The 21754-nt window shown below is 72.9% G+C and carries 17 protein-coding genes, 3 tRNA genes and 1 pseudogene; 17 read left to right on the forward strand and 4 right to left on the reverse strand.

Annotation, left to right across the window (positions count from 1 at the left end):
- The first annotated feature begins 154 nt into the window (after positions 1-154).
- Both ACZ45Z_RS06300 and ACZ45Z_RS06305 read left to right on the forward strand, forming a co-directional pair.
- The gene (locus ACZ45Z_RS06300) at positions 155-727 is read left to right on the forward strand and encodes a gamma-glutamylcyclotransferase family protein (protein ID WP_468356894.1); all 573 of its coding nucleotides are present in this window, start codon (positions 155-157) and stop codon (positions 725-727) included.
- Complete coding sequence (locus ACZ45Z_RS06305; RefSeq protein ID WP_468356896.1) at positions 724-1749, forward strand: adenosine deaminase; 1026 nt, start codon at positions 724-726, stop codon at positions 1747-1749. The genes ACZ45Z_RS06300 and ACZ45Z_RS06305 overlap by 4 nt, the downstream gene beginning before the upstream one ends.
- Positions 1750-1857: 108 nt before the next feature.
- On the opposite strand, the gene ACZ45Z_RS06310 is transcribed toward ACZ45Z_RS06305, so the two are convergent.
- Complete coding sequence (locus tag ACZ45Z_RS06310; RefSeq protein ID WP_468356898.1) at positions 1858-3975, reverse strand: molybdopterin oxidoreductase family protein; 2118 nt, start codon at positions 3973-3975, stop codon at positions 1858-1860.
- A gap of 160 nt (positions 3976-4135) precedes the next feature.
- Here ACZ45Z_RS06310 and ACZ45Z_RS06315 point away from each other — a divergent pair, with 160 nt between their 5' ends.
- From ACZ45Z_RS06315 to ACZ45Z_RS06340, 6 genes are all read left to right on the forward strand, one after another.
- Positions 4136-5275 carry a sirohydrochlorin chelatase gene (locus ACZ45Z_RS06315; protein WP_468356900.1) on the forward strand — a complete coding sequence of 380 codons (1140 nt, stop codon included), beginning with the start codon at positions 4136-4138 and terminating at the stop codon, positions 5273-5275.
- A complete protein-coding gene (locus ACZ45Z_RS06320; protein WP_468356903.1) occupies positions 5272-6759 on the forward strand; it encodes a deoxyguanosinetriphosphate triphosphohydrolase in 1488 nt (495 codons plus the stop codon). Before ACZ45Z_RS06315 ends, ACZ45Z_RS06320 begins: the two co-directional genes overlap by 4 nt.
- A gap of 210 nt (positions 6760-6969) precedes the next feature.
- The gene (locus ACZ45Z_RS06325; RefSeq protein ID WP_468356906.1) at positions 6970-8232 is read left to right on the forward strand and encodes an NAD(P)/FAD-dependent oxidoreductase; all 1263 of its coding nucleotides are present in this window, start codon (positions 6970-6972) and stop codon (positions 8230-8232) included.
- A gap of 10 nt (positions 8233-8242) precedes the next feature.
- Positions 8243-9268 (forward strand): pyridoxal-phosphate dependent enzyme, encoded by a 1026-nt coding sequence (locus ACZ45Z_RS06330; RefSeq protein ID WP_468356909.1) that lies wholly within the window; start codon positions 8243-8245, stop codon positions 9266-9268.
- Positions 9269-9354: 86 nt separating this feature from the next.
- Positions 9355-11271, forward strand: a complete 1917-nt coding sequence (gene dnaG / locus ACZ45Z_RS06335) for a DNA primase (protein ID WP_468356912.1) — start codon at positions 9355-9357, stop codon at positions 11269-11271.
- Between the two features lie 352 nt (positions 11272-11623).
- Positions 11624-12742, forward strand: coding sequence for an RNA polymerase sigma factor (locus ACZ45Z_RS06340; RefSeq protein WP_468356915.1), 1119 nt, complete (start codon positions 11624-11626; stop codon positions 12740-12742).
- A 7-nt stretch (positions 12743-12749) separates the two neighbouring features.
- Here ACZ45Z_RS06340 and ACZ45Z_RS06345 read toward each other — a convergent pair whose 3' ends face one another.
- The gene (locus ACZ45Z_RS06345) at positions 12750-14231 is read right to left on the reverse strand and encodes an FGGY family carbohydrate kinase (protein ID WP_468356918.1); all 1482 of its coding nucleotides are present in this window, start codon (positions 14229-14231) and stop codon (positions 12750-12752) included.
- A gap of 91 nt (positions 14232-14322) precedes the next feature.
- Positions 14323-14622, reverse strand: coding sequence for a YtxH domain-containing protein (locus tag ACZ45Z_RS06350; RefSeq protein ID WP_468356920.1), 300 nt, complete (start codon positions 14620-14622; stop codon positions 14323-14325).
- Between the two features lie 265 nt (positions 14623-14887).
- On the opposite strand from ACZ45Z_RS06350, the gene ACZ45Z_RS06355 reads away from it, so the two are divergent.
- The 9 genes and pseudogenes from ACZ45Z_RS06355 to ACZ45Z_RS06395 all read left to right on the forward strand — a co-directional run bounded on the left by ACZ45Z_RS06355 (position 14888) and on the right by ACZ45Z_RS06395 (position 20594).
- Positions 14888-14960, forward strand: a tRNA-Asn gene (locus tag ACZ45Z_RS06355).
- A 5-nt stretch (positions 14961-14965) separates the two neighbouring features.
- Positions 14966-15038 (forward strand) — tRNA-Asn (locus ACZ45Z_RS06360).
- A gap of 179 nt (positions 15039-15217) precedes the next feature.
- Positions 15218-15291 (forward strand) — tRNA-Ile (locus ACZ45Z_RS06365).
- A gap of 356 nt (positions 15292-15647) precedes the next feature.
- Positions 15648-17342 carry an aa3-type cytochrome oxidase subunit I gene (gene ctaD / locus ACZ45Z_RS06370; protein ID WP_468356923.1) on the forward strand — a complete coding sequence of 565 codons (1695 nt, stop codon included), beginning with the start codon at positions 15648-15650 and terminating at the stop codon, positions 17340-17342.
- 36 nt (positions 17343-17378) lie between these two features.
- A pseudogene (locus ACZ45Z_RS06375) lies at positions 17379-17826 on the forward strand (DUF6098 family protein).
- A 144-nt stretch (positions 17827-17970) separates the two neighbouring features.
- Entirely contained in the window at positions 17971-18333 is a 363-nt protein-coding gene (locus tag ACZ45Z_RS06380) for a cupin domain-containing protein (RefSeq protein WP_468356926.1), read from the forward strand.
- Positions 18334-18513: 180 nt separating this feature from the next.
- A complete protein-coding gene (locus ACZ45Z_RS06385; protein ID WP_468356928.1) occupies positions 18514-19356 on the forward strand; it encodes a maleylpyruvate isomerase family mycothiol-dependent enzyme in 843 nt (280 codons plus the stop codon).
- A gap of 204 nt (positions 19357-19560) precedes the next feature.
- Entirely contained in the window at positions 19561-19965 is a 405-nt protein-coding gene (gene trxA, locus ACZ45Z_RS06390; RefSeq protein WP_468356931.1) for a thioredoxin, read from the forward strand.
- Entirely contained in the window at positions 19962-20594 is a 633-nt protein-coding gene (locus ACZ45Z_RS06395; protein WP_468356934.1) for a histidine phosphatase family protein, read from the forward strand. The genes trxA and ACZ45Z_RS06395 overlap by 4 nt, the downstream gene beginning before the upstream one ends.
- 86 nt (positions 20595-20680) lie before the next feature.
- On the opposite strand, the gene ACZ45Z_RS06400 is transcribed toward ACZ45Z_RS06395, so the two are convergent.
- Positions 20681-21712 carry a rod shape-determining protein gene (locus ACZ45Z_RS06400; RefSeq protein ID WP_468356937.1) on the reverse strand — a complete coding sequence of 344 codons (1032 nt, stop codon included), beginning with the start codon at positions 21710-21712 and terminating at the stop codon, positions 20681-20683.
- Positions 21713-21754: the final 42 nt, after the last annotated feature.

The raw sequence follows: 21754 nt of genomic DNA on the forward strand, positions 1-21754 counted from the left end.
ACGCCCGGCGGCCTGGCATGGTTGCAGGGGGACACCAACGTCACAGCGCGCGCCCGCGGCCGGGCCCCGCGCCCGTGGCCGGGCCCCGCGCCCGTGGCCGGGCCCCGCGCCCGCGGATCCCCGTCGTACGTCTCCGTCATAGAGGAACGCCGCCATGACCTCCCAGAGCGCCCCCGCGGCCGGGCCCGGCCCCCGGCCCCACCCGCCGCACGACCCCGACCACCTGCCGTTCTTCGTCTACGGCACGCTCCGCCCCGGCCAGGCCAACCACGCCGCGCTGCTGGACGGCCGGACCGTCGCCGAGGAGCCGGCCCGGATCGGCGGGGCGCTGCTCTACGACGGTCCCGGCTACCCCTACGCGCTCGCCGGACCCGCCGCCGCGCTGGTCCACGGCGCCCTGATCACCCCGAGCGCCGCCGCCTACGACGAGGTGCGCGCCACCCTGGACCGGCTGGAGGGCCACACGCCGGGCGCGGCGGACAACCTCTACGAACGGGTCGTCACCGAGGCGGTGCGCCCGGACGGCAGCACCGTACGGGCCTGGGTGTATCTGGCGGCCGAGCCCCACGCCGCCCGCCTGCGCGCCACCGGCACCCCGCTCGCCGGCGGCGACTGGCTCGGCGCCGCCCCGGCTAACCTGGACGACTCCTCCCGCGCCGGGGATCCCACCCCCGTGGGGGACGCCACCGGCGGTGAGGGCCCTTTCCGTACCGCAGAACAGGTGTGACCCGCGTGCCTTCCTCCCCCTCCGCCGCCCCCGCTCCCCACCCGCTGCCCAAAGCGGAACTACACCTCCACATCGAGGGCACCCTGGAGCCCGAGCTGGCCTTCGCCCTCGCCGAGCGCAACGGCGTCACCCTGCCGTACGCCACCCAGGACGAACTGCGCCGCGCCTACTCCTTCGCCGACCTGCAGTCCTTCCTCAACCTGTACTACGCGCTGATGGCCGTACTGCGCACCGAGGACGACTTCGCCGATCTCGCCGACGCCTACCTCGCCCGCGCCAAGGAGCAGGGCGTCCGGCACGCCGAGATCTTCTTCGACCCGCAGGCGCACACCGCGCGGGGCGTCCCGATCGGCACGGTCATCGGCGGCCTGACCCGCGCGCTGGACGCCGCCCCGCGGACGTACGGCATCACCACCCGCCTGATCATGTGCTTCCTGCGCGACGAGAGCGCCGAGTCGGCCCTGGCGACGTTCGAGGCGGCCCGCCCCCACCTCGACCGGATCGCGGCCGTCGGCCTGGACTCGGCCGAGGTCGGGCACCCGCCGTCGAAGTTCCAGGAGGTCTACGCGCTGGCGCGGGAGGCCGGGCTCAAGTGCGTGGCGCACGCCGGGGAGGAGGGGCCCGCCGCGTATGTGTGGGAGGCCCTGGACGTCCTCGGTGTGGACCGGATCGACCACGGAGTGCGCTGTCTTGAGGACGAGCGGCTGGTGGCCCGCCTGGTGGCGGATCAGATCCCGCTGACCGTCTGCCCGTTGTCGAACGTCCGGCTGCGGGTGGTGGACGACCTCGCCGACCACCCGCTGCCCGCGATGCTGGACGCCGGGCTGCTGGTCACCGTCAACTCCGACGACCCGGCCTACTTCGGTGGCTACGCGGACGACAACTTCACCGCCGTACGCGACGCCCTCGGCCTGGACGAGGAGACGCTGCGCACCCTCGCCCGCAACTCCTTCCGCGCCGCGTTCCTCGATGAGGAGACGCGGGAGAGGTACCTGAAGGAAGTGGACGCGCACCAGGGATGAGGCGCGGCCGAGGGGCCGGGGGCAAAGGGACCGGGGCCTGGGGACAACGGACCAGGGCCGGGGACAACGGACCGGAGACAAGGGGCCAGGGGCCGGACGGCCCGGTGGCTACCCGCGTTCCTCGGTCCCCTCCCGCCCCACCGCCTCCAGCCGCACCGCGCACACCTTGAACTCCGGCATCCGCGAGATCGGGTCCAGTGCCGGGTTGGTCAGGGTGTTGGCGCGTCCCTCGCCCGGCCAGTGGAACGGCATGAAGACCGTGTCCGGCCGGATCGCGCCGCTCACCCGGGCCGGGGCGACCGCCCGGCCGCGCCGTGAGATCACCGCGACCGGCTCCCCGTCGCCGATGCCCAGCTTGTCCGCGAGCCGCGGATGGAGCTGGACGAACGGGCCGGGCTCGGCGGCGTTCAGCTCCGCGACCCGGCGGGTCTGCGCGCCCGACTGGTACTGGGCCAGCACCCGCCCGGTCGTCAGCACCACCGGGTAGACCTCGTCGGTCTCCTCGGCGGACGGCCGGTGCGTGACGGGCACGAACCGGGCCCGGCCGTCGGGTGTCGCGAAGCGGTCCAGGAAGAGGCGGGGCGTGCCCGGGTGGTCCGCGGCGGGCTCCGGACCGGCCGGCTGCGGGCACGGCCAGAACACCCCGTCCTCCTGGGCGATGCGCCGGTAGGTGATGCCGGAGTAGTCGGCGGGGCCGCCCGCCGAGGCGCGCCGCAGCTCGTCGAAGACCTCCTCCGGCGCGGTCGGGAAGCCCTTCTCCCAGCCCAGTCGGGCCGCCAGCCCGCTGAGCACCTCCAGGTCGGTGCGGACGCCGGGCGGCGGGTCCAGCGCGCGGCGCCGCAGCAGCACCCGGCCCTCCAGGTTCGTCGTGGTCCCGCTCTCCTCCGCCCACTGGGCGACCGGCAGCACCACATCCGCCAGCGCGGCCGTCTCCGACAGCACGACGTCGGCCACGGCCAGGAAGTCCAGCGACCGGATGCGCTCCTCGATATGGGCGGCGCGCGGCGCCGACACCACCGGGTTGGAGCCCATCAGCAGCAGTGCGCGGATGTCGCCGCCGAGCGCGTCCAGCAGCTCGTAGGCGCTGCGGCCGGGGCCGGGCAGGGAATCGGGGTCGACGCCCCACACCCCCGCCACATGGCGGCGGGCCGCCGGATCGTCGAGCTTGCGGTAGCCGGGTAGCTGGTCGGCCTTCTGGCCGTGTTCGCGGCCGCCCTGGCCGTTGCCCTGGCCGGTCAGGCAGCCGTAGCCGGACAGTTCGCGGCCCGCCCGCCCGGTGGCCAGGCACAGGTTGATCCACGCGCCGACGGTGTCGGTGCCCTTGGCCTGCTGTTCGGGGCCGCGGGCCGTCAGCACCATCGAGGACTCGGCGTCGCAGAACAGCGCCACCGCCTCCCGGAGCTGCGGTACCGGCACGCCCGTCAGACGTTCGACCATCTCCGGCCAGTGCGCCATCGCCGCCGCCCGGGCCTCCTCCCAGCCGCTGGTGCGCGCCGCGATGAAGTCCTCGTCCGTACGGCCCTGCGAGACCACCAGGTGCAGCAGTCCGAGCGCCAGCGCCAGGTCCGTGCCGGGGCGGGGCGCCAGATGCAGGTCCGCCTGCTCGGCGGTGCGGGTGCGGCGCGGATCGACGACGATCAGTTTGCCGCCGTTCTCGCGCAGCTCGGTGAGATAGCGCAGCGCGGGCGGCATGGTCTCGGCCAGGTTGGAGCCGACCAGGATGACGCAGCCGGTCCGGGCCACATCGGCCAGCGGGAACGGCAGCCCGCGGTCCAGGCCGAACGCCCGGCCGTGCGCCGCCGCGGCCGACGACATGCAGAAGCGGCCGTTGTAGTCGATCTGCGAGGTGCCGAGCACCACCCGCGCGAACTTGCCGAGCGTGTACGCCTTCTCGTTGGTCAGCCCGCCCCCGCCGAAGACGCCGACGGCGTCCCGGCCGTGCGCCTGGCCGGTGCGGCGCAGCCCGTCCGCGACCCGGTCCAGGGCCGCCTCCCAGGTGGCCTCCTCCAGCGCCCCGGTGGCGGCGTTGCGTATCAAGGGAGCGGTCAGCCGCGCGCCCGGGGCGAGCAGCTCGGGCGCCGTACGGCCCTTACCGCACAGCGCGCCCCGGTTCACCGGGAACGCGGTCCGCTCGACGACCTCCACACCGGGGCCGGCGGGCCGCAGACCCATGCCGCATTGGAGGGCGCAGTAGGGGCAGTGGGTATCGACCGTCGCGGCGTTCATGCCGCCAGCGTGGTACAGGCGTGTTACATGCGGGGAACCCGCCGGTTTCGGGCGCGGTGCGGCTCCCTCCCAGCGGGCCGGCGGCCGGGGGAGGCCGGACGGCACACGGAGTTCGCATACGGGAAACGGGACCGCAACGCCCCGCTGCCACGCTCTGCCCATGACGGCGTCGATATCGCACCAGCCCACCCCGGCCCCGAGCGACCTCGCACGGCCCGACGGCCCCGCCCCCGGCGCGCCCCCGGTCGCGGCGGAGCTGGCCATCCAGATCACCGCGGAGCTGAGCAGCCGCCTCAGCGAGGTGCGCCTCCACGGCTACCGCGAGGCGGGCGCGCCCGCGACGGCCGGGCCGTCCCCCACGTCCGGCGCGTGCCCTCGTCCGTCCGGCGGTTTCCGTACCTCCGGCGATTTCCGTCCGTCCCCCGGGCCCCGCGCCGCACGGCGCCGGGCGACCGCCCCCACGCTGGTCGCGGTGGCCCACGGCAGCCGTGACCCGCGCGCGGTCCGTACCGTCCGCGCCCTGCTGGACCGGGTCCGCGCGCTGCGCCCCGACGTGCCCGTACGTCTGGGACACATCGAGCTGAACGAGCCGCTGCTCACCGACACCCTCGCGCGGCTGCGCGGCGAGGCCGTCCTCCTGCCGCTGCTTTTCGGCCGCGGCCACCACGTCACCCACGACCTGCCCGCCGCCCTGGCCGACGCGCCCCACCTCGGCGGCCGGATCGCCGCACCCCTGGGGCCGCACCCGCTGCTCGCGGAGGCGCTGCACGGCCGCCTGCTGGAGGCCGGCTACGCGCCGGGCGGCGCGTCGGACGAGGGCCCGGTGCGGAATCGTTCCGGCATAGGCCGCGACGCGGTCGTCCTGGCCGCCGCCGGCTCCCGCGCCCCGCGCTCCGCCGAGGACATCGCGCACATCGCCCGGCTGCTCTCGGCGCGGCTCGGCGGCGTCCCCGTACTCCCGGCGTACGCCTCCGCCGCCACCCCCACCGTCGCCGAAGCCGTCCGGCTGCTGAAGGCCCGCGGCCACGACCGGATCGCCGTCGCCTCCTGCTTCACCGCCCCCGGGCGCTTCGCCGCGCAGTGCGCCGCCGACGCCCCCGCCGTCGCCGCCGCGCCCCTCGGCGATCACCCCGCCCTGGCCCGCCTCGTCCTGCACCGCTACGACCAGGCGCTGCGCGCCCGCACCCACGACCACGCCACGGACGACCGGGCGGCGGGCCGGCTCCCGTACGCCCCGGCGACCGTCGCGCGTACCGCATCCGACCCCGAAGGCATCAGGGCGGCTACCGTCGCTGTATGACGGGCACCTCACCGACCACCGGCCGCGACACCCGCGACAACGGCCCCGGCCGCACCACCGGCCACGGCTCCGCGGAACCGGCCGCGCGCTCTCATACCGCTCCGGGCCCAGGCGCCCCGGACACCCCCGGCGTCCCCGGCGGCCCCGGTGTCCCGGAAATCCCCGGCTACTCCACGGCCGACGCCGAACGCTGGGTGTCCGAACCGGACAAACGCCCCGGGCGTACCGCCTTCCAGCGCGACCGGGCCCGCGTCCTGCACTCCGCCGCGCTGCGCCGCCTCGCCGGCAAGACCCAGGTCGTCACGCCCGGCACGCTCACCCACGCCTGGGACGCCAGCCCGCGCACCCGCCTGACCCACTCCCTGGAATGCGCCCAGGTCGGCCGCGAACTCGGCGCCGCGCTCGGCTGCGATCCGGACCTCGTCGAGACGGCCTGCCTGGCGCACGATCTCGGCCACCCGCCGTTCGGCCACAACGGCGAGCAGGCGCTCAACGAAGTCGCGGTGCCCTGCGGCGGGTTCGAGGGCAACGCCCAGTCGCTGCGGCTGCTGTCCCGCCTGGAACCCAAGCGGTTCATCCCGGGCCCCGACGGCTCGACCGTCAGCGTCGGCCTCAACCTCACCCGCGCCGCCCTGGACGCCGCCACCAAATACCCCTGGCCGCGCGGCGCGCACCCCACCGACCCCGCCTCCCCGAAGTTCGGTGTGTACGAGGACGACCTGCCGGTCTTCGCCTGGTTCCGCCAGGGCGCGCCCGGCGCGGCCCGCAGTTTCGAGGCGCAGGTCATGGACTGGTCCGACGACGTGGCGTATTCCGTGCACGACGTCGAGGACGGGCTGCACGCCGGGCACCTCGACCCCAACCTCCTGCTCGCCGACGCCGAACGGGCCGAGATCTTCGCGGTCGCCGGTGAGCGCTACGCGCCCGGCGCGGACCCGCAGGAGCTGGCCGCGGCGCTGGACCGCCTCCTGGACCAGGAGTGGTGGCCGCACGGCTACGACGGATCGGCCCTCGCCCAGGCCCGCCTGAAGGACGCCACCAGCCAGTTGATCGGCCGGTTCTGCCAGGCCGCCGAGGCCGCGACCCGGGAGGCGTGGGGGCCGCATCCGGGCCGCCCGGGCTCCGGGGGAGAGGGCGGCCGGCTCACCCGGTACGCCGCGGAGCTGGTGGTTCCGGCCGAAACCCGGCTGGAATGCGCCGTTTTGAAGGCGGTCGCCGACCGGTACGTCATGCAGCGGCCCGACCAGGAAGCGCTGCGGGCCGACCAGCGCGTCGTCATCGCCGAACTGGCCGAGGCGCTGCTCGCCCGCGCCCCCGACGGCCTTGACCCGCAGTTCCGTTCGCTGTTCGACGCGGCCGGTGACGACACCGCCCGAATGCGGGCCGTCATCGACCAGATCGCGGCCCTGACGGACGCCTCCGCCCGCTCCCTGCACGCCCGCCTCACCCGTCCCCCTGGTCACAGCCGAGGCCACCGAGGGTGACCCTGGAAGGGCAGCCCCCCTTCCCCCCTCACGCTCCGTGCGGGACTCTCGGACCACGACAGTCCCGCACGGGAGCCCCGGAGAACCACGCACATCGACGCACACCCACGCAACTCACGCACACCCACGGGAGCACACCGGTCGGGGCAGGACCGGGGGCGTTCACGGACGCGGAAGCGGACGTACGGCACCGCAACGAGGAGGAAGCAAGTGGTCGACGCACACCAGACGTTCGTCATCGTCGGGGGTGGCCTGGCCGGGGCGAAAGCCGCCGAGACGCTCCGTTCGGAGGGCTTCACCGGCCGGGTGATCCTCATCTGCGACGAACGCGACCACCCCTATGAACGCCCCCCGCTCTCCAAGGGGTACCTGCTCGGCAAGGAGGAGCGCGACAGCGTCTTCGTCCACGAACCCTCCTGGTACGCCCGGGCCGACATCGAACTGCACCTCGGCCAGCCCGCCGTCCACCTCGACCCCGAGGCCAAGACCGTACGCCTGGGCGACGGCACGCTGATCTTCTACGACAAGCTGCTGCTGGCCACCGGCGCCGAACCCCGCCGCCTGGACATCCCCGGCACCGGTCTGGCCGGCGTCCACCACCTGCGCCGCCTCGCGCACGCCGAACGGCTGCGCGGCGTCCTGGCTTCCCTCGGCCGCGACAACGGGCACCTGGTCATCGCCGGTGCCGGCTGGATCGGCCTGGAAGTCGCCGCCGCGGCCCGCTCCTACGGCGCCGAGGTCACCGTCGTCGAGGCCGCGCCGACCCCGCTGCACCACGTCCTGGGCCCCGAACTCGGCGGCCTGTTCACCGACCTGCACACCGAACACGGCGTCCGCTTCCACTTCGGCGCCCGCTTCTCCGAGATCATCGGGCAGGACGGCATGGTCCTCGCGGTGCGCACCGACGACGGCGAGGAGCACCTCGCCCACGACGTGCTCGCCGCGATCGGCGCCGCCCCGCGCACCGCCCTCGCCGAACAGGCCGGCCTGGCCCTCGCCGACCCCGCCGCGGGCGGCGGCGTGGCCGTGGACGCCGCGCAGCGCACCTCCGACCCGTACATCTACGCCGCGGGCGACGTCGCCGCCGCCGACCACCCCCTGCTGGACACCCGGGTACGCGTCGAACACTGGGCCAACGCCCTCAACGGCGGACCGGCCGCCGCACGCGCCATGCTCGGCCAGGACGTCAGCTACGACCGCATCCCCTACTTCTTCTCCGACCAGTACGACGTCGGCCTCGAATACTCCGGCTACGCCCCGCCCGGCTCCTACGACCAGGTCGTCTGCCGCGGCGACGTCGGCAAGCGCGAGTTCATCGCCTTCTGGCTCGGCGGCGGCAGGCTGCTGGCGGGCATGAACGTCAACGTCTGGGACGTCGCCGAGCCGATCCAGCAACTCATCCGCGCCGGACGGCCGTTGGACACCGACACGTTGGCCGATCCTGACGTACCGCTGGAATCGCTGCTCCCGTAGCGTTGCCCGTATGCCTCACCGCACCACAGGCCCCACCGACCCCACCGGCGCCGGCGGTGGCTCCGACGCCCCGGCGGGCGCCCCGGTCGTCACCCTCGCTGACATCCGGGACGCCGCCGGGCGGCTGGCGGGCGCCGCGCACCGCACCCCCGTGCTGCGCTCGCGCACCCTCGACGCGCTCGTCGGCGCCGAGGTCCACCTCAAGTGCGAGAACTTCCAGCGCGTCGGGGCGTTCAAGTTCCGCGGCGCCTACAACGCCATCGCCCAGTTGCCGCCGGAGCGGCGCGCCCGCGGCGTCGTCGCCTACTCCTCCGGCAACCACGCGCAGGCCGTCGCGCTGGCCGCCCGCGAGCTGGGCAGCAGCGCCGTCATCGTGATGCCCGAGGATTCCCCGCGCAGCAAACGCGAGGCCACCGCCGGCTACGGCGCCGAGATCGTCACCTACGACCGCTACACCGGCGACCGCGCCGCCCTCGCCGGACGGCTGGCCCAGGAGCGGGGCCTGGCCCTGATCCCGCCGTACGACCACCCGCACGTCATCGCGGGGCAGGGCACCGCCGCCCTGGAACTGATCGAGGACAGCGGACCGCTCGACGCGCTGCTGGTGCCGGTGGGCGGCGGCGGGCTGATGGCGGGCTCGGCCACCGCGGCCACCGCCCTGGTCCCCGGCATCCGCATGATCGGCGTGGAGCCGACGGCGGGCGACGACACCCGGCGCTCGCTGGCCGCCGGCCACCGCGTCACCATCCCCGTCCCGCACACCATCGCCGACGGCCAGGCCGTCGATACGCCCGGCGAGCTGACCTTCGCCGTCAACCGCCGGCTCGTCGACCGCGTCGTCCTGGTCACCGACGACGAGATCCGCGCCGCGATGACGCTGGCCTTCGAACGGCTGAAGATCGTCACCGAGCCCAGCGGCGCCAGCGCCCTCGCCGCCCTCCTGTCCGGCCGCACCGGCCCGCCGCCACCCCGCGTCGGCGTGATCATCTCCGGCGGCAACATCGGCCTCGCCCGATTCCTGGAGCTGATGGGCTAGCGAGGGACCGGGCCGGGGGCCGCGGGCGACCGGCCGGTCGTGGACGCGCGGCGGGGAGTGTCCGACCCCGGCCGTAGAATTCACGCGTGGCAGGCAGGATCAACGATGACGACGTGAAGGCGGTCCGGGACGCGGTCCCGATCGACGCCGTCGTGTCCGAATACCTCCAGCTCCGCAACGCCGGCGGCGGCAACCTCAAGGGCCTGTGCCCCTTCCACGACGAGAAGTCCCCCTCCTTCCACGTCAGCACCACCAAGGGGCTCTACCACTGCTTCGGCTGCCAGGAGGGCGGCGACACCGTCGACTTCATCATGAAGATCGACCACCTCTCCTTCGCCGAGACCATCGAGCGCCTCGCCTCCCAGGCCGGCATCACCCTGCGCTATGAAGAAGGCGGCTACACCCCCGGCCGCCAGCAGGGCGAGCGCACCCGCCTGGTCGAGGCCCATAAGGTCGCCGCCCAGTTCTACGCCGAGCAGCTCGACGGCGTGGAGGCCGAGATCGGCCGCAAGTTCCTCGCCGAGCGCGGCTTCGACCAGAGCGCCGCCCAGCACTTCGGCGTCGGCTACAGCCCGGCGGGCTGGGACCACCTCACCCGCTTCCTGCGCGGCCGCGGCTTCAGCGACCGGGAACTGGTCCTCTCCGGCCTCTCCCAGGACGGCCGCCGCGGCCCCATCGACCGGTTCCGCGGCCGCCTGATGTGGCCGATCCGCGACATCTCAGGCGAGGTCGTCGGCTTCGGCGCCCGCAAGCTCCGCGACGACGACAACGGCCCCAAATACCTCAACACCCCCGAGACCCCCATCTACCGCAAGTCCCAGGTGCTGTACGGCATCGACCTCGCCAAGAAGGAGATCGCCAAGACCAGCCGCGCGGTCGTCGTCGAGGGCTACACCGACGTCATGGCCTGCCACCTGGCCGGCGTCACCACCGCCATCGCCACCTGCGGCACCTCCTTCGGCGAGGGCCACATCAAGATCCTCCGTCGCCTGCTGATGGACAACTCCGGCTCCGAGGTCGTCTTCACCTTCGACGGCGACGCCGCGGGCCAGAAGGCGGCCCTGCGCGCCTTCGAGGACGATCAGAAGTTCGCCGCCGAAACCTCCATCGCCATCACCCCCGGCGGCATGGACCCCTGCGACCTGCGCCTCGCCGAGGGCGACCAGGCCGTCGCCGACCTCGTGGAGTCCCGCACCCCGCTGTTCGAGTTCGCGCTGCGCCACGTCGTCTCCCGCCACAACCTGGGCACCACCGTCGGCCGTGCCGCCGCGCTCGACGAGGCCGCGCCCATCGTCGCGAACATCAAGAACAGCTCCATCCAGCACGAATCGGCCGTCTCCCTGGCCGGCATGCTCGGCATCCTGGACACCCAGTTCGTCGTCCGCCGGGTCAGCCAGCTCGCCCGCTGGGCCCGCGAGCGCGGCCGCGACGGCGGCCCCGACCAGCCGCGCAGGCCGCGCGCCGGCCAGACGCCCGCCCCCGGGCAGGACCGCCCCGCCCCCGGCCCGTCCGGCCCGGCCCTCAACCTCCGCAGCCCCGCCCACCGCGTCGAACGCGAACTCCTCAAGCTCGCCCTCCAGCGCCCCGACCTCGTCTCCCCGGCCTTCGACGCCTACGGCACCGACGAGTTCACCGCCCCGCCCTACGCCACGGTCCGCCGCTGCATCGAGGAGGCCGGCGGCGCCACGGCCGGCGCCGGCGACAGCACCTACCTCGCCCGCGTACGCGACGCCGCCCCCAACGACACGGTCCGCGCCATGGTCACCGAACTCGCCGTCGAACCCCTGAGGACCCGGCGCGAAGCCGACGCCGCCTACGCCGGCGAGCAACTGGCCGCGGTCCGCATCGCCGCCGTCGACGCCCGGATCGCCGACCTGGAGGGCACCGCCCGCCGCTGCGAGGCCCAGGGGGACCACGCCGGTTCCGCGAGCGTCCTGCAAGAGCTGTGGGTCCTCCAGCAGTACGGCAAGTCCCTGCGCGAACGCGGCGCGGCGGCGCTGTAACGACCTCCGGGACGGCCCCCCACCGCACCCCGCCGTAGCCGCCCGGTCACGCACGGAAGCAAAAAGTCGCCGCACGCCCCTCGTGGCGGGCCTGTGTCGTACCCCACACTGAGGAGCGGTGCCGAGAGCCTGTCGTGGAACCGCGTCGTGGAACCCGGTCCGGAAACCCGGGTGCGGGGGCCCGGTCAGGCTCGACGACACGTTCCGGGGCCCCCGGAGCGCGGCGGGCCCGGTCGCACGGACCGGCGATCCCCGCGTACCCGCTCCCGCCGTACCCGACGGACCGCGGCCCGGCCGCGGCCGCCCCCGACCTATCTGCCGCCTCAGCCGCGATCACCTGGAGGTCGCCCCCGTGCAGATCCAGACCCTCCCCGGCGCACCGGCCGACGACCCGCCGGCCCCCCGCGAGACGGCTCCCGCCGAGCCCGCCCGCCACCACGGCCTCCCTCCGGAACCGGCGGACGAGCCGGTCACCGTGCCGGCGCAGGCCGAAGCGCCCGCCGCCGAGCAGTTGCTGGACGAGATCGCCCCGGAGCCACCGCCCCGCCCCGAAACGGCCGGCCCGTCCTCCGACCTCTTCCGCCAGTACCTGCGCGAGATCGGCCGCATCCCGCTGCTCACCGCCGCCGAGGAGGTCGAACTGGCCCGCCGGGTCGAGGCCGGCCTGTTCGCCGAGGAGAAGCTCGCCAACACCCCCGACCTGGACTCCCAACTCGCCTTCGACCTCGACAAGTTGGTGGTTCTGGGCCGGATGGCCAAACGCCGCCTGATCGAAGCGAACCTGCGCCTGGTCGTCTCCGTCGCCAAACGCTACGTCGGCCGCGGCCTGACCATGCTCGACCTCGTCCAGGAGGGAAACCTCGGACTGATCCGCGCCGTGGAGAAATTCGACTACGCCCGCGGCTTCAAGTTCTCCACCTACGCCACCTGGTGGATCCGCCAGGCGATGTCCCGCGCGCTGGCCGACCAGGCCCGCACCATCCGCGTCCCCGTCCACGTCGTCGAACTGATCAACCGCGTGGTGCGCGTCCAGCGCCGGATGCTCCAGGAACGCGGCTACGAGCCGACCCCCGAGGAGGTCGCCGCCCACCTCGACCTCACCCCCGAACGCGTCAGCGAGGTCCTGCGCCTGGCCCAGGAACCGGTGTCCCTGCACGCCCCGGTCGGCGAGGAGGACGAGGTCGCCCTCGGCGATCTCATCGAGGACGGCGACGCCGCCTCACCCGCCGAATCCGCCGCGTTCCTGCTGCTGCGCGAACACCTCGACGCCGTCCTGTCCACCCTCGGCGAACGCGAACGCAAGGTCGTCCAGCTCCGCTACGGCCTGGCCGACGGCCGCCCCCGCACCCTGGAGGAGATCGGCCGCATCTTCGGCGTCACCCGCGAACGCATCCGCCAGATCGAGTCCAAGACCCTCGGCAAGCTCCGCGACCACGCCTTCGCCGACCAGCTCCGCGGCTACCTCGACTGACCGCCGCTCAGCCCTCCGCGGAGAACGCCCCCGGATACGCCTCGTCGCGCACCGCCACGTACTGCTGGCGCACGGCCTGGCCCACCGGCAGCTCCTCGCCCGGCTCGAACACCTGGCTCGCGGCCGCCGGCCACTGCGGCGGATCGATCCACGCCGGCCCACCGTCCGGCCGCGCCCCGGCCCCGGCGGCGGGCTTCAGCGTGCCGTGCGCCACCCCCAGCGCCCAGGCCGCCTGCCGGGCCGCGCCCAGCGCCGCGTAATCCGCCGGCTGCGGCACCACGACCTGCACACCGAACAGCCCCGGCGCCGCCGCCTGCACCGCGCCCAGCTCCGCGGCCGCGCCCAGCAGGAACACCCGGCGCACCGTCACACCCCGGCCGCGCAACACGTCCAGCGCGTCCGCCAGCCCGCAGAGCATGCCCTCCACCGCGGCCCGCGCCAGATGCTCCGGCTTCATGCTCTCCCGCCGCATCCCGTGCAACGAGCCCGCGGTGTGCGGCAGATGCGGCGTCCGCTCACCCTCCAGATACGGCAGCATCACCATGCCGTACGCGCCGGGCGACGACTTCAGTGCGAGCGCGGAGAGCCCTTCGAGATCCGTGCCGAGCATCTCGGCCGCGCCGCGCAGCACCCGCACCGCGTTACTGGTGTGCACCACCGGCAGATGCCGGCCCGTGGCGTCCGCGAACGACGTGATCGTCCCGGTGGAGTCGGCCAGCGCCTCGTGATGGATGCCGAAGACCGAGCCGGAGGCGCCCAGCGACACCACCGCGTCACCCTCCCCGACGCCCAGTCCGAACGCGGCGGCCATCGTCTCGCCGGTGCCCGCCGAGATCAGCAGCCCCTCCGGGGTGAAACCGGCCGTCCCCGAGGGCCCCAGCACCTCCGGCAGCCGCACCTGGTGCCCCAGCGCTAGCTCCACCAGATCCGGCCGGTAGGACCCGCTCGCCGCGGACCAGAAACCGGTCGCCGAGGCGCCGCCCCGGTCCGTCGTACGGCGCGCCGGACGGCCCAGCAACTGCCACGCCAGCCAGTCGTGCGGCTGCATGACCTCCGCGATCCGCGCCGCGTTCGCCGGCTCCGTACGCGCCAGCCAGCGCAGCTTCGTCACCGGGTGCGCCGCCTGCGGCACGGCCCCGACGGCCTGCGCCCACGCCGTCCGCCCGCCCAGCGAATCGATCAGGTCCGCCGCCGCGCTCTGCGCGCGCTTGTCGTTGCCGACCAGCGCCGGCCGGATGAGGTTGCCGTCGCCGTCCAGGGGCACCAGCCCGTGCTGCTGCGCCGAGACACCGATCGCCTGCACGCCTTCGAGCAGCCCGTGGCCCGCGGCCTCGCCGAGTGACATCAGCCACGCCTGCGGGTCGATCTCGGGCCCCTTCTCGGCGGGGTGCGGCGCGTACCCCTGCCTGATGACGGCACCCGTGTCCGCGTCACAGACGACGATGCGTGTGCTCTCGGACGAACTGTCCAACCCGGCGACTATCCCCATGGCTTCAGATGATGCCCCATAGGGCCCATAAGGAAAGAGTCAGGGCGTGGCGGGAAGCGGGCGGTCAGCGCGGCGCGCCGGGCGGGAGTGCTCATGTGTTGGTCGTGCCCCATTCGTCCTCCTCGGTGCCCCGGTGGTCCCGCAGGGAGCGGACCCGGCTGGTGACGGACTCCGGCAGCCGGTCGCCGACCTTGGCCGAAACCGTCCCGAACGCCTTCGTGGCGGCCTCCCGGCCGGTCAGCGCCGCGGACTCGGCGGTGTTGCGTACCGTGGGGTTCTGGGCGACCTGCTGGGCGCACTTGCGCAGCTTCTCGTACCGCTCCCGGCCGGCCCGCGTGCCGAGCACGTATCCGATGGCCAGTCCCGTGATGAACGTGAGCCGGTAGCGCATCGCTCCACCTTTCCCTGTCGTCTCACTCGCTCGCGGGCGCCGCGCGCGGCCGCACCCGCCACCTTCGAAGCAAGCTCGGACCCGTCCGATGCCGGTGCGCACCGGACCGCCGGGCTGTGCCGCGCGCCTACCCGCCGGAGCCGGAGATCACCCGAGGCGATACCGATTGGCGGAGCACCCCCCTGCTTGCGCTAATGTATGTGTCGCAGCGAGCGCGCGCCGTCCGGAAGCCCGGACAGCGGTGCATTCGAGGCACACAGAGCAATCCCCTGTAGCTCAATTGGCAGAGCAGCCGGCTGTTAACCGGCAGGTTACTGGTTCGAGTCCAGTCGGGGGAGCTCGGTCCCCTGTAGCTCAATTGGCAGAGCATTCGGCTGTTAACCGGAGGGTTACTGGTTCGAGTCCAGTCGGGGGAGCAGAAGGAACGAGGACCCCGGAAGGGGTCCTTTTTCTTGTGCCGTGGAACCGAACCGCGATGATCCAAGTCTTCTTGTACGAGCATCGTCGCGCGACGAGGTCCCTCACGGGCAACAGATCGTATGAGCGGCTATGCTGCGGCAGACGGCGCGCACAAATGTGCGCGACGCGCCGCGAGGGGGCGGTAGCTCAGCCGGTTAGAGCAGCGGACTCATAATCCGTCGGCCGTGGGTTCGAGTCCCACCCGCCCCACCGCAGCCTGGCAGTGAGGAAACGATCTGACCAGGAAAGAACCCGAAGCAAGGGCCACCACGCAGGCGTGGTGGCCCTTGCTCATTCCTCTGGCGCAAGCCCCAGGGGCGCGCGGAGGGCGCACGGGGTGGGTCTACGTGGATCGCCCACGGGCGGGCGAATCGGGGGTTTTGGGGCTTTTCTTCGGTACTCAAGGGGGCGGGGTGGGCGTGTCGCCCTCTCGCGGCTGAGCGGGAGCCGCATGCGCCGGGTGTCTGAGCCGTCGTGGCTGAGGCGCGCGCCGGCGCGTCGGGACTTCCGCGGGGACGAAGGGAAGTGGCGCTGTGGTGACGCAGGCGGGGAGTGCGGAAACCGGTGTGCGGCAGCCGCCCGCGCGGGCCGGCAGGGCGGCGGCGGTGGTGGCGTGGCTGACGACCACGGACCCCAAGAAAATCGGTTCGCTGTATATGGTCACGTCCTTTCTTTTCTTTCTGTTCGGGGGCGTGCTGGCGCTGACGATGCGGGCCGAGCTGGCCCGGCCCGGTATTCAGCTCATTTCGAACGAGCAGTACAACCAGGCGTTCACGATGCACGGCACGATCATGATGTTGATGTTCGCCACGCCGTTGTTCGCCGGTTTCGCCAACGCCATCATGCCGTTGCAGATCGGCTCCCCGGACGTGGCCTTTCCTCGCCTGAACATGCTGGCCTACTGGCTTTATCTCTTCGGTTCGCTCATCGCGGTCGGCGGGCTTCTCACACCCAACGGCGGGGCCGACTTCGGTTGGTTCGCGTACACCCCGCTGTCCGGTCCCGTGCGGGCCCCGTGGATCGGCGGGGACATGTGGGTGATGGGGCTGGCGCTTTCCGGGTTCGGCACGATTTTGGGCGCCGTCAATTTCGTCACCACCATTATTTGCCTGCGGGCGCCGGGGATGACGATGTTCCGCATGCCGATCTTCACCTGGAACGTGCTGCTGACCAGCGTCCTGGTGCTGATGGCCTTCCCCGTGCTGGCCGCCACGCTGCTCGCGCTGGAGGCCGACCGGAAACTCGGGGCGCACGTGTACGACCCGGCCAACGGCGGGGCGCTGCTGTGGCAGCATCTGTTCTGGTTCTTCGGCCATCCCGAGGTCTACATCATCGCGCTGCCGTTCTTCGGCATCGTCACGGAAATCATCCCGGTCTTCGCCCGGAAACCGATCTTCGGTTACCTCGGGCTCATCGGCGCGACCATTTCCATCACCGGCCTCTCGGTCGTCGTCTGGGCCCACCACATGTTCGTGACCGGGGCGGTGCTGCTGCCGTTCTTCTCCCTCATGTCCTTTCTCATCGCGGTCCCCACCGGCGTGAAGTTCTTCAACTGGATCGGCACGATGTGGCGCGGATCCCTGACCTTCGAGACGCCGATACTGTGGGTCATCGGATTCCTCGTCACCTTCTTGTTCGGCGGCCTGACCGGCGTCATCCTCGCCTCGCCACCGATGGACTTCCACGTCAGCGACACCTATTTCGTGGTCGCCCATTTCCACTACGTCGTGTTCGGCACCGTCGTCTTCGCCATGTTCGGCGGATTCCATTTCTGGTGGCCGAAATTCACCGGGCGGATGCTGGACGAGCAGCTCGGGAAGATCCACTTCTGGACGCTGTTCGTCGGGTTCCACACCACGTTCCTCGTCCAGCACTGGCTCGGCGCCGCCGGGATGCCCCGCCGGTACGCCGACTACCTCGCGGCCGACGGCTTCACCGCGCTGAACACGCTCTCCACCATCGGCGCGTTCCTGCTGGGCCTGTCGACCCTGCCGTTCCTCTACAACGTGTGGAAGACGGCCAGGTACGCGCCGAAGATCGAAGTCGACGACCCCTGGGGCTACGGCCGCTCGCTGGAATGGGCCACTTCCTGCCCGCCGCCGCGCCACAACTTCGTCACCCTTCCCCGCATCCGTTCCGAATGTCCGGCGTTCGACCTGCACCATCCGGACATCGCCGCACTGGGCCACAAGGAGGGCGCCGGCCGCAGGGATGTGGTGGAGCCCGGGAGAGGGGTCGCTCCGCCGTCCGGGGAGGAGTGAGCACGGACGGGTAGGAGCGCGAGCATGAGCACGGGCATGAGCACGGAGGAAGGTCTGCCCACCCTGCGTACCTTGGACGAACTGGTTGACCTCGTGGAGCGCCGCGACAACCTCTACGTCCGCTGGTCACGCGGGCCGCAGGCCGATCTCAAAGCCGTCTCCAGCAAGGACGACCTCACCGGCGCCCCTCTGCCGGGCCTCTCCGCCAACGCCCTGGATGTCGCCTCCTGGTGGGAGGGGCGGCCGCTGCGGGTGTGGGTGGCCCGGCGCCTGTACGACTACTCCCACCCTGCCGCGCGAGAAGGGGCCTGGCATCCGGGCCTGGGTGCTGCACGGCGAGAAGGCGGGCGAGGGCCCCGACAACGAGCCCTTGGTCAAGGACGTCGAACCGGTCGGGTGGATCGATCCCGAGGTGCTGGAGCAGGCGCGTACCGAGGTCGACCGGCAGGCGGGGCTCTGGGGACCGCTGCGGCGGCAGACGTAGGGAAGGTGTGCGCTCAACCGCCTCCTGAGCCCCCGTCGCCTACCGGCGCGGCGGCGCTCAGGGGGGCCGGCGGTGGGCGGTCGCCGGTTGTCCGTATGCGGCGCACCATGGAAGGACGAGGGGGGTCTGTTCGAGGGAGTCCTCATGTTGGAACTCAAGACCATGGACAAGCCGGATGAGCGGCGGGACTTTCCCCGGGGCCACATCGAAGCCGTTCACCTCACCGGTCTGGATTTCGCCGTAGCGACCTTCGAGCCCGGCTGGCGCTGGACGGAATCGCTGCGCGACCTCGCCGGTACGGATAGCTGCCAGGTGCATCACAACGGGTTCATCGCCCAGGGGCGCATTCACATGAAGATGGACGACGGCGAGGAGAGCGAAGCGGGGCCGGGCGATGTGTTCGTCTGCTCGCCCGGGCACGACGCGTGGGTCGTCGGCGACGAACAGGTCATCGTGTACGACTTCGCCGGCGGCATGGCCAGGGACTACGCGCGGCCGAAGGGCTAGCCCTCGGCTCCCAGCACCTCCACAGGCCGCCGGGGACCGCTTCCCCGCCCGGCGGCCGCAGAGGTCGATCTCCCGTTCCCACGCCCTCGGTTCTGCCACCATGCGGTAAGGGAATTCCGTTGGCCGGCCGGATGTGGGCTTGGCCTCGGGTGTGGTTGAAGAGCCGGAGAGGGTGGGGAGATGGGGGAGGACGTGACCGTGGGGGAGCGACCGGGGAGCGCGGAGCTGGAGGCGATCGACGCGTCGCTGAGGCGATTCGTCGAGACGGTCTCGGGGCTGACGGAGCGGCAGGTCGGCGGGCCCACGCTGATTCCGCCGTGGACCCGGGGCCACGTGATCACGCACGTGGCGCGCGCCACCGACAGCCTCGGCCGGCTGCTGGAAGGGGCCCGTACCGGGACGGAGATCCCCCAGTACGCGAGCATGGCGGCGCGCGCCGCCGAGATCGAAGCGGGTGCCGGACGGCCGGTCGCCGCGCTGGTCAGGGATGTGGTGGAGAGCGCCGCGCGGCTGGACGCGGCCGTGCGAACGCTGCCGGAGGCGGCCTGGGGACGCCGCGTACGACTGCGCACCGGCGAGCTGCGGACGCCCGGGAGCGTGGTCGCGACGCGGCTGCGGGAGCTGGAGGTGCACCACGCGGATCTGGCCGCCGGCTACGGCTTCGCGGACATCCCGCGCGCCGCCGCCCGCTGGATCATCGACGACATCGTCGGCGCGCAGTCCCGGCGGACGGGGGTGGCGGCTCTGCGGATCGCGGCCACGGACACGGACCTGGTCCGCGAGATCGGCGGCGCGAGCGGTGCGAGCGGTAAGGGGAGCGGTGACGGGAGCGCTCACGGGGACGGGGCGGACGGTGGGCCGGTCGTCAGGGGGACTCTCGCGGATCTGCTGGCGTGGCTGACCGGGCGGAGCAGGGGTGCGGGGCTGACGGCTTCCGGCCACGTGGGCGGCCACGGGACCGGCTCCGGAAGCGGGGCCGACGCGGCGGCGGGGGCCGTGCCGGCGGCTCCGTACTGGATCTGAGGCCGCCCTCGCCCGGGCCGCTCGTACGCCGTTTCGGTGGCCGGTTCGAGGCGTGGGGATTCCGACAGGGATTCGTATGTCTAGGACGGCGTTCGGTGGGCAGGGGAGCGGGACGGTCCGGCATGCGGAATACCTCACGGGGCACCCCCGTTACCGCTGCTGGGCCGACTGAACAGCGACGACGGACCGGAAGCAGGGAAACGCATGAGCACCGTAGAGCTCACCAAGGAAAACTTCGACGAGATCGTCTCCGGCAACGATTTCGTCCTGATCGACTTCTGGGCCGAGTGGTGCGGCCCCTGCAAGCAGTTCGGCCCGGTCTTCGAGCGGTCGTCCGAGAAGCACGACGACCTGACCTTCGCCAAGGTCGACACGGAGGCCCAGCCCGAGCTGGCTTCCGCCTTCCAGATCCAGTCGATTCCGACGCTGATGATCGTCCGCGACAACATCGCGGTGTTCGCCCAGCCCGGTGCGCTGCCGGAGGCCGCTCTGGAGGACGTCATCGGCCAGGCCCGCGGCCTGGACATGGACGAGGTCCGCGCGTCGGTCGCCGAGGACCAGCAGGGCGAGGGCGCGAGCGAGCAGGGCACGCAGGCACAGGGCCAGTGAGCCGGCTCCTGCTGATCCGGCACGGCGAGACCGAGTGGAGCAGGGCGGGGCGGCACACCAGCCGGACCGACCTGCCGCTGACCGCCAACGGCGAGGAGCAGGCCCGTGCCCTGCGCCCGCTGTTGGCGGGCCGGAAGATCGGGCGGGTGTACGCCAGCCCGATGGCGCGTGCCCTGCGCACCGCGGAACTGGCCGGACTGCCGCAGCCGCGGATCGACGCCGACCTGCGGGAATGGGACTACGGCGACTACGAGGGCGTGCGGACCGCCGAGATCCAGGTCGGCAGGCCCGGCTGGTTCCTCTTCCGGGACGGTGCCGGCGGCGGTTCCGGGGAGCATCCGGGGGAGTCGCCCGACGAGGTCGGGGCGCGCGCCGACCGGGTGCTGGCACGCCTCGCGCCGCGGTTGGCGGCCGATGAGGCTGACGAGGACGACGCGGGCGACGCGGGCGACGCGGGCGACGTGGTGCTGGTGGGGCATGCCCACTTTCTGCGCGTGCTGACCGCCCGCCGGCTGGGGCTGCCCGCCGCCGCGGGCGGGCTGTTCACGTTCGAGACCGGGGCGGTCGGCGTCCTGGGGAGCGAGCACGGCCGCCCGGCGGTCGTCGCCTGGAACGCCCGGAGCCTGTGAGGCTCGGCCCTGATCCTGGGGTGCTCGCCCGGCGTCTGTGAGGCTCGCCCTGAGTCTGTCCGGGCTCGCCCGCCGTCGGATCGTGCCTACGGAGCCATCGGATCGAGGTGCAGGGGCTGGACCTTGCCCTCGATCATGGCGCCCAGCCCGTTGACCGCGCAGGTGTCGGGGCGCTCGGCGATGTGCACGGGCATCGTCGTGGCCTGATGGATCATCGGCTCCAGCCCGGGGATCAGCGCGCTGCCCCCCGCGAGCATGACGCCGCGCTCCCCGAGGTCCGCCACAAGGTCCGGCGGGCAGCGGCGCAGCACCGCCCCGATACCGTCCAGGATCGCGGTCAGGGGCGTGGCGATGGCCTGCCGTACCCGCTCGGTGTCGACCTCCACGGAACGGGCCAGGCCGCTGGTGACGTCCCGGCCGTGCACCTCCGTCAGGCCGGAGGCGAGGCCGTCGTTGCTGGAGAGCATCAGGTGCAGCGGGCGTACGCTCTGATTCGGCATCGTCAACTCGTGGTGCAGGCGCAGGTGCTGGACCACCGCGTCGTCAATGGCGTTGCCCCCTACGGCAACGGTCTCCGCGGCCACGATCGAACCGAGGGAGATCACCGCGATCTGCGTGGTGCCGGCACCGCACACCACGATCATGGTCGCTTCCGGGTGCTCCACCGGCAGTCCGCAGCCGACGGCCGCCGCGATCAGCGTGTCGACCAGTTCCACGCGGCGGGCGCCCAGGCCGGTGAGCGTTTCCACGGCGGCCCGTTGGGCCAGCGGTTCGCTGCCGTACGGCAGGCACACCGCGGCACGCATCGAGGGCCGGCGCCGCCAGGTCTTGCGCAACTTGTCGCCGACCAGGTGGCGCAGCAGCCGTTGGGCCATCTCGATGTCCACGACGGTGCCGCCGGAGACCGGGCGGACCACGCGGATGTAGTCGGGGGTGCGGCCGTCCATCACCTCCGCCTGCGCGCCGACGGCCAGCAGGGCGCCGGTGCGGGTGTTGACGGCGGCGACGGTCGGCTCATCGACGACCAGCCCCTGACTCTTGACATACACCCTGGTCCGGGCCGCGCCGAGATCGACGGCGACCGAGCAGCGCCGGAGTTGGGCGAGGCTGATGGTCATGGATGGTTCCTCCCCGGTGAGCCGGTATGGACGGAGCGCCCG

Source organism: Streptomyces sp. NPDC031210, assembly GCF_055570395.1.

Coding starts and splice junctions, on each gene's coding strand:
- ACZ45Z_RS06300 (WP_468356894.1), top strand. CDS start 155: ATGACCTCCCAGAGCGCCCCCGCGGCCGGGCCCGGCCCCCGGCCCCAC.
- ACZ45Z_RS06310 (WP_468356898.1), bottom strand. CDS start 3,975: ATGAACGCCGCGACGGTCGATACCCACTGCCCCTACTGCGCCCTCCAA.
- ACZ45Z_RS06315 (WP_468356900.1), top strand. CDS start 4,136: ATGACGGCGTCGATATCGCACCAGCCCACCCCGGCCCCGAGCGACCTC.
- ACZ45Z_RS06320 (WP_468356903.1), top strand. CDS start 5,272: ATGACGGGCACCTCACCGACCACCGGCCGCGACACCCGCGACAACGGC.
- ACZ45Z_RS06330 (WP_468356909.1), top strand. CDS start 8,243: ATGCCTCACCGCACCACAGGCCCCACCGACCCCACCGGCGCCGGCGGT.
- ACZ45Z_RS06345 (WP_468356918.1), bottom strand. CDS start 14,231: ATGGGGATAGTCGCCGGGTTGGACAGTTCGTCCGAGAGCACACGCATC.
- ACZ45Z_RS06350 (WP_468356920.1), bottom strand. CDS start 14,622: ATGCGCTACCGGCTCACGTTCATCACGGGACTGGCCATCGGATACGTG.
- ACZ45Z_RS06380 (WP_468356926.1), top strand. CDS start 17,971: ATGTTGGAACTCAAGACCATGGACAAGCCGGATGAGCGGCGGGACTTT.
- ACZ45Z_RS06385 (WP_468356928.1), top strand. CDS start 18,514: ATGGGGGAGGACGTGACCGTGGGGGAGCGACCGGGGAGCGCGGAGCTG.
- trxA (WP_468356931.1), top strand. CDS start 19,561: ATGAGCACCGTAGAGCTCACCAAGGAAAACTTCGACGAGATCGTCTCC.
- ACZ45Z_RS06400 (WP_468356937.1), bottom strand. CDS start 21,712: ATGACCATCAGCCTCGCCCAACTCCGGCGCTGCTCGGTCGCCGTCGAT.